Origin of the sequence: Streptacidiphilus melanogenes, from assembly GCF_000787835.1 — a bacterium.
GTDB classification, from domain to species: domain Bacteria; phylum Actinomycetota; class Actinomycetes; order Streptomycetales; family Streptomycetaceae; genus Streptacidiphilus; species Streptacidiphilus melanogenes.
Genome location: NZ_BBPP01000008.1, coordinates 258,539 through 264,672 on the forward strand (window position 1 = coordinate 258,539; position 6,134 = coordinate 264,672).

The window sequence follows — 6,134 nt, forward strand, 5'->3', positions numbered from 1 at the left end:
GTCATGGTGAGCACCAGCAACGCACGTACGGCGATCGTCACGGGCGCATCGAAGGGTCTCGGGGCGGGGATCGCCAAAGCGCTGGCGGCGAGCGGCGCAGCCGTCGTGGTGAACTACCGGGAGGACGCGACGGGGGCGGAGCGGGTCGTCGCGGGCATCACCGCCCAAGGCGGCCGGGCGATCGCGGTCCGGGCCGACGTGGCCCGCGGCGATGATGTGCGCCGGCTGTTCGCTCGGACGCGCGAGGAGTACGGACCGGTCGACGTGCTCGTGAACAACGCGGCCGTCGCCGCCTTCGCGCCGCTGTCGGGCATCACCGAAGAGGAGTTCCAGCGCGAGATGACCACGAACCTCCTGGGCACGATCCTCACCACGCAGGCCCTGGCCGCGCAGGACGACATCAGTGCCGCGTCGATCATCAACGTGTCCACGGCCGGCACGCTGACCCACCCGCCCTACGCCTCGCTCTATGTCGCGTCCAAGAGCGCTGTCAACGCCTTCACGATCGTCGCGGCCAAGGAGCTGGGGCCGCGCGGCATCCGGGTCAACGCGATCATGCCCGGGCCGTCGGACACCGAGGGCACCCGAGCCATGGGATTCCCCGGCTCGGCCCAGGAAGCACGCGCGATCGCCGACACCCCGCTCGGCCGCACGGGCACCCCGGACGACTACGGTCCGCTGGTGACCTTCCTGGCTTCCGACGACGCGCGCTGGATCACCGGGGATGTCATCCTCGCGTCCGGCGGCATGCGCTGACGGGCGCGGCCGGGGCTACTCCGGCGGTCGCAGGGAGACGACCTCGAAGGCGGAGCCGTAGCGGACGCCGAGGCGTGAGCCGGTCATGCGGCCGAAGCCCTCGAGGAACTCCGCCGGGTCGGACATGGCGCCGTCGCCGAGGCCGGCCAGGTAGGCCTTGTGCTCGGCCAGTGACGCGACGCCGAGGGCGAAGGTCCCGGTGACGTCGACGCCGTGGCGGGCTTCGGGGGAGCCGCCCGCGAGCAGCATCCGGACGCCGTCCCAGGGCTCCAGTCCCTCGTCCAGCAGCTCCCGGAAGACCCAGCGGTTCCCCGCGTCGCGGACGGCGTCGAGCGTGGCGCGCCCGGCGGCGATGTGGTCGGCCTGGTTGGGGAAGACGCCGCCGTAGGTGTCGCGGTAGTTGGTGGTGACGACGACGTCCGGTCGGTGCCTGCGCACCAGCCGGGCGATGTCGCGCCGCAGCGGCAGCCCGTACTCCAGGACGCCGTCCCGGTGGTGCAGGAACTCCACGGTGTCCACGCCGACGACGGCCGCCGACGCGATCTGCTCCGCCTCGCGCAGCGGCCCGCACTGCTCGGGGTCCATCCCGTCGATGCCGGCCTCGCCGCTGGTGACCATCGCGTACACGACGCGCTTGCCCTGCCCCGTCCAGCGCGCCACGGCCGCGGCGGCGCCGTACTCCATGTCGTCGGGGTGTGCCACGACCGCGAGCGCGGTCTGCCAGTCCTCGTCCACCGGCATCAGCGGCGGGGGTGCCTGTTCGCTCATGACTGCCTCCACGGATCACGGATCACACGGCGCTCATCCCGACGCTACCCAGGTCGCGTCGATCCCGCCGCGCGAGGGAGGCGTGGGGGAGCCGCGCTCACCAGCGCGGCTGGACCAGCCGGTAGGCCGGGTCGACCCGGCGCATGTAGCCGGTGTCGTCGCGGTTGCGCAACCCGCAGTCGAGGTACTGCCGGTGCAGGCGGGCCAGGGCGTCGCGGTCCAGCTCGACGCCGAGGCCGGGGGCGGTGGGGACGGCGACGGAGCCGCCTTCGAAGGTGAGGGCGCCGGGGCGGACCACGTCCTCGTCCTCGCGCTTCCACGGCCAGTGGGTGTCGCAGGCGTAGCCGAGGTTCGGGGTGGCGGCCGCGAGGTGGACCATGGCGGCGAGGCTGACGCCCAGGTGGGAGTTGGAGTGCATGGACAGGCCCAGCCCGAAGGTCTCGCAGATCCCGGCGAGCAGCCGGGAGCGCTGCAGGCCGCCCCAGTAGTGGTGGTCGGAGAGGATCACGCCGACCGATCCCGCCCGCACGGCGGCGGGCAGGTCGTCGAAGCCGACGACGCACATGTTGGTCGCCAGCGGCATGGGCACCTGTGCGGCGACCTCGGCCATGCCCGGGATGCCGGGGGTCGGGTCCTCCAGGTACTCGAGCACGCCCGCCAGCTCCTTGCCGACCTCGACCGAAGTTGCGGTGCTCCAGGCCGCGTTGGGGTCGAGACGCAGCGGCAGGGTGGGGAACTCCTCGCGCAGGGCCCGGATCGCGGCGATCTCCTGCTCGGGCGGGAAGACGCCGCCCTTCAGCTTGACGGCGGTGAAGCCGTAGCGGTCGACCATGGTGCGGGCCTGGGCGACGATGCCGGCCGGGTCCAGGGCCTCGCCGAAGGCGTCGGGCTCGCCGCCGGGGTGGGCGGCCCACTTGTAGAAGAGGTAGGCGCTGAACGGGACGCGCGCGCGGACCGCCCCGCCGAGCAGGTCGCTGACGGGGCGTCCGAGGAGCTTGCCCTGGATGTCCAGGCAGGCGACCTCGATGGGGGAGAAGAGCCGGTCGACGGTGCCGCTGGTGGTGATCGCGCCGGTCAGGCCGTGGCCGTCGCTGCCGGTCGCCCCGGCGAGCGCCTGCGCGGCGCGGGCGTGGATCCCGTTCAGGGCGAACGCGTCCTGGCCGGTGACGGCCTTCGCCACGGTGCGCAGCCGGGCCAGGTGGCCCTCGTCTGCGTAGGTCTCGCCGAGGCCGGTGACGCCGTCGTCGGTGGTGACCTCCACGATCGCGCGCAGCGCGTAGGGCTCGTGCACGCCGACGGCGTTGAGCAGCGGCGGGTCCTGGAACGCGACGGGAGTGACGGTGACGGCGGCGATCCGGCTCATGCAGGCTGCTCCTGGTTCCTGTATGTGAACGCGGGACATCTATGCGAACACCCTCGGGAACCGTATGACCGCCTCCGCGAACGCGTCAATCCCGGCCGCCGACGGCGGCCGGGATCGCACGGGCGAGCAGCAGGGAACGTCAGGACTTGGTGGCCTGGATCCGCACCATGTTGCCGGAGGGGTCGCGGAACGCGCAGTCGCGCGGGCCCCACGGCTGGTCGATCGGCTCCTGGAGCACCTCGGCGCCGGAGGCGCGCACCCGCTCGAAGGTCGCGTCGACGTCGTCGGTGCTGAAGATGGTCGACGGCAGGACGCCCTTGGTGAGCAGCTCTTGCAGGACGTCGCCGTCCGCCTGGGACCGGCCTGCGTGCGGCTCGGACAGGACCACGGCCACCTCCGGCTGGTCCGGGCTGCCGAGGGTGACCCAGCGGAAGCCGCCGGAGGCGACGTCGTTCTTGAGGTCCAGCCCGAGCGCGTCGCGGTAGAAGGCGACCGACTCGTCGACGTCGTTGACGGTGATGTGGCAGTACTGGAGAGCGATGGTCATGCCGCTCACGTTAGGCGGCCGTTCCGCCGCCTGCTTCTCGAATCCTGCTCGATGCCCGACGCGCCTCGCCGGAGGCCGGCTCGCGGGTGGGACGGGTGCGCACCTTGGCCTCGCAGGCGGGCATCGCGACCACCGCGCTGTGGTCGCGGTCGCGGTACGCGCTCGGACTCTCCCCGACGATCTCGGTGAACTTCGAGCTGAAGGAACCCAGCGAGGTACAGCCGACGGCCATGCACGCGTCCGTCACGCTCATGCCCCCGCGCAGCAGCGTCATCGCCCGTTCGATGCGGCGGGTCATGAGGTAGCTGTACGGGGTCTCGCCGTACGCCGCCCGGAAGCGCCGCGAGAAGTGGGCGGGCGACATCAGCGCGCGCTGCGCCATCGTCGGCACGTCGAGCGGCCGGGCGTACTCCCGGTCGATCAGATCGCGCGCCCGGCGCAGATGGGCGAGGTTGGCCAGCTCCTCCGGCGTCATGTCTTCGAAGCTACCACCGGGCACCGACAGGTCCGTCCGATCCGGTCGGGGCGACCGTCCCGCCTCAGTTCGCCGGATTGCCGGTGACCCCCGGCCCGAACGGCGTCACCTCGAAGGTGCCCAGGCAGACCGTGACCTGGCCGGGGAAGACCAGCGACGCGCGGCTGCCCGGCGGGTAGATCCGCAGCGAGGTCGACGGCGGCAGGCACTCCGACGGGTTGTTCGTCTGGCGGTTCACGGTGTGGATGGTGTCGCTCGCCGAAGCCCCGGGAGCCAGCACCACCGGCGCGTCGGCCAGTTGCACGTAGGTCGCCGGCACGCCGATCTGACGGCCCGAGGCGTCCAGCAGCGACAGCCCGGGGTAGCCCTTCACATGGCACGCAGTGGAGCTGCGGTTGGTGACGACCAGGTAGGTGTAGATCTGTCCGGCGCCCGCATCGCCCCCGGCCAGGCGCGGCGCCAGCTGGGCTGCGGAGCACAGCGGCGTTCCGCCGGTCCCTCCCGTCCCCGCCGTCGGCGTGCCGCCGGTGCCCGCGGGCGTGCTCGGGGTCGCCGTGCCGCCCGTCCCCGGGGTCGGGGTGTTCGTCGTCGGGTCCGGTGTCGGCGTCGGGGTGGGGGAGTGGGCGCTGCTCGGACCGGTGGCGGTCCGCAGCGGCAGGGGGGTCTGCAGCCCGCGGCCCGCGCTCGCGGGCGGGGTGACGACCTCGCCGGGGCCCTGCGGGGTGAACACCCCGGTGAAGTAGACCGCCACCGCGAGCACGCCGGCGCCCGCCGTCGCGCTCAGCGCGGCCCGGCGACGTCTACGGCGCACCGCGCGGCGCCGCAGCTCCCCGAAGGCGCCCTCCGGGATGGGCAGCGACTCGACGGGCCCGCGGACCAGCCGCACGAAAGGGTCGGCCTCGGCGTCCGGACCGCCCGGTTCGTCCAGGGCATCCCGGTCGTCCCGGTCGTCCGCGTCGCCGTCCGGGCCGAAGCGGTCAGCGGATCGGGTCATGGAAGCCCCCAAGGGTCGCACGGAGCAGTTCGCGGGCGGTGCGCAGATCGGACTTGACGGTGCCTTCGGGGCGGCCGAGGCGCGCTGCGACCTCGCGCACCGGCAGGTCCGCGAAGTAGTACAGCAGCACCGGGTCGCGCAGCCGCTCGGGGAGCGACTGGACCAGCAGCCGCACCGAAGGCTCGTCGCCCTCCGTCGCCTGCCGCACCGACTCCTCCTGACCCGCCCGGCGCAGCGCGCGCCGTTCGCGCTCCATTCTGCGCCAGTGGTCGCGCACCAGGTTGGCGGCGGTGACGTAGAGGAAACCGGTCGGCTCGTCGACCTTGGTCCAGCGCGCCCACAGCCGGGTGAACGCCTCGGAGGCGATCTCGTGGGCGGTGCCGTCGTCGTCGACCAGACGGCGGCACCAGCCCGCCAGGCGCGGGTAGAGGCTGCGGAAGAGCTCGGCCGCGTCCTCCTCCGACGCCGCGCGGCGTTCCTTCCGCTCCCTGCGCCCCGCGCGCTCCGCGCGTTCCGCGCGTTCCGTGCGATCCGCGGTGACCGCCCCCCTCATGACCTCGGGCCCGGTATCCGCGGCCCACTCCCGGTTCCGGACCCCGACGTTCAGGGCGCGGTCCCGGTCAGCGAGGCGTAGACGATCACGTTGTCCGGATAACCGCCGCCGCTCAGGTGCGGGCCGCCGCACGTGATGAGACGCAGCGCGGGGTGGTCGACGTTCCCGTAGACGGCCGAGGTCGGGAAGGCGGACTTGCCGACGGTCTGCACCCGGTCGACGGTGAACACCGCCGTCGAGCCGTCCTGCCGCTCGACCTCGATCCGGTCGCCCGGCCGTATCCGCGACAGGTGCAGGAAGACCCCGTCGCCGAACTGCCCGACGGTGACGTGCCCGAGGATCACCGACGGACCGGTCTGGCCCGGCGTCGGCGTCCCGTCGTACCAGGCGGCGGGCGCGTTCGCCTCGATCGGCGGCACGCCGACCGTGCCGTCGGGGTTGAGCCCGACGGACATCACGGAGGCGTGCACCCCGATCGAGGGGATCGTCAGCCCCACCGGCACCGACCGGCCCAGCGGCGCGGCCGATGCGCCGGACTGCGCCGGGGCGGACGCGGACCCGCCGACCGACCCCGGGGCCGCCGGCGGGGACGTGTCCGCGTGCGCGGCGCAGCCCGCGAGCAGCAGCCCGCAGGCCGCGAGCGCGACGCCGATCCGGGCCGGCCGCGCCGACCATGCC

Annotated in this window: 8 protein-coding genes; 1 reads left to right on the forward strand and 7 read right to left on the reverse strand. The window is 73.6% G+C overall.

Annotated elements, in window-relative coordinates:
- The first annotated feature begins 3 nt into the window (after positions 1-3).
- On the forward strand, positions 4-756 hold the full coding sequence (locus tag TR49_RS12230; RefSeq protein WP_042380708.1) for an SDR family oxidoreductase: 753 nt from the start codon (positions 4-6) through the stop codon (positions 754-756).
- Positions 757-771: 15 nt separating this feature from the next.
- On the opposite strand, the gene TR49_RS12235 is transcribed toward TR49_RS12230, so the two are convergent.
- The 7 genes from TR49_RS12235 to TR49_RS12265 all read right to left on the reverse strand — a co-directional run bounded on the left by TR49_RS12235 (position 772) and on the right by TR49_RS12265 (position 6,109).
- Positions 772-1,524 carry a PIG-L deacetylase family protein gene (locus TR49_RS12235; protein ID WP_042380711.1) on the reverse strand — a complete coding sequence of 251 codons (753 nt, stop codon included), beginning with the start codon at positions 1,522-1,524 and terminating at the stop codon, positions 772-774.
- A gap of 97 nt (positions 1,525-1,621) precedes the next feature.
- Complete coding sequence (locus TR49_RS12240; RefSeq protein WP_042380713.1) at positions 1,622-2,887, reverse strand: glucarate dehydratase family protein; 1,266 nt, start codon at positions 2,885-2,887, stop codon at positions 1,622-1,624.
- A 139-nt stretch (positions 2,888-3,026) separates the two neighbouring features.
- On the reverse strand, positions 3,027-3,434 hold the full coding sequence (locus TR49_RS12245; RefSeq protein ID WP_042380898.1) for a VOC family protein: 408 nt from the start codon (positions 3,432-3,434) through the stop codon (positions 3,027-3,029).
- A 10-nt stretch (positions 3,435-3,444) separates the two neighbouring features.
- Positions 3,445-3,909: a helix-turn-helix transcriptional regulator gene (locus tag TR49_RS12250; RefSeq protein ID WP_042380715.1), complete on the reverse strand. Its 465-nt coding sequence runs from the start codon at positions 3,907-3,909 to the stop codon at positions 3,445-3,447.
- Positions 3,910-3,973: 64 nt separating this feature from the next.
- Positions 3,974-4,903, reverse strand: a complete 930-nt coding sequence (locus TR49_RS39905; protein ID WP_052434223.1) for a DUF4232 domain-containing protein — start codon at positions 4,901-4,903, stop codon at positions 3,974-3,976.
- The gene (locus TR49_RS12260) at positions 4,887-5,456 is read right to left on the reverse strand and encodes an RNA polymerase sigma factor (protein WP_084724822.1); all 570 of its coding nucleotides are present in this window, start codon (positions 5,454-5,456) and stop codon (positions 4,887-4,889) included. The genes TR49_RS39905 and TR49_RS12260 overlap by 17 nt, the downstream gene beginning before the upstream one ends.
- Before the next feature lie 50 nt (positions 5,457-5,506).
- A complete protein-coding gene (locus tag TR49_RS12265) occupies positions 5,507-6,109 on the reverse strand; it encodes a class F sortase (RefSeq protein ID WP_052434231.1) in 603 nt (200 codons plus the stop codon).
- Between the last annotated feature and the right edge of the window lie 25 nt (positions 6,110-6,134).

What these genes read in the sequence shown, in the direction of transcription:
- TR49_RS12240 (WP_042380713.1), bottom strand. Translation starts at nt 2,887, where the DNA reads ATGAGCCGGATCGCCGCCGTCACCGTCACTCCCGTCGCGTTCCAGGAC.
- TR49_RS12230 (WP_042380708.1), top strand. Translation starts at nt 4, where the DNA reads ATGGTGAGCACCAGCAACGCACGTACGGCGATCGTCACGGGCGCATCG.
- TR49_RS12245 (WP_042380898.1), bottom strand. Translation starts at nt 3,434, where the DNA reads ATGACCATCGCTCTCCAGTACTGCCACATCACCGTCAACGACGTCGAC.
- TR49_RS12260 (WP_084724822.1), bottom strand. Translation starts at nt 5,456, where the DNA reads ATGAGGGGGGCGGTCACCGCGGATCGCACGGAACGCGCGGAACGCGCG.
- TR49_RS12235 (WP_042380711.1), bottom strand. Translation starts at nt 1,524, where the DNA reads ATGAGCGAACAGGCACCCCCGCCGCTGATGCCGGTGGACGAGGACTGG.
- TR49_RS12250 (WP_042380715.1), bottom strand. Translation starts at nt 3,909, where the DNA reads ATGACGCCGGAGGAGCTGGCCAACCTCGCCCATCTGCGCCGGGCGCGC.
- TR49_RS39905 (WP_052434223.1), bottom strand. Translation starts at nt 4,903, where the DNA reads ATGACCCGATCCGCTGACCGCTTCGGCCCGGACGGCGACGCGGACGAC.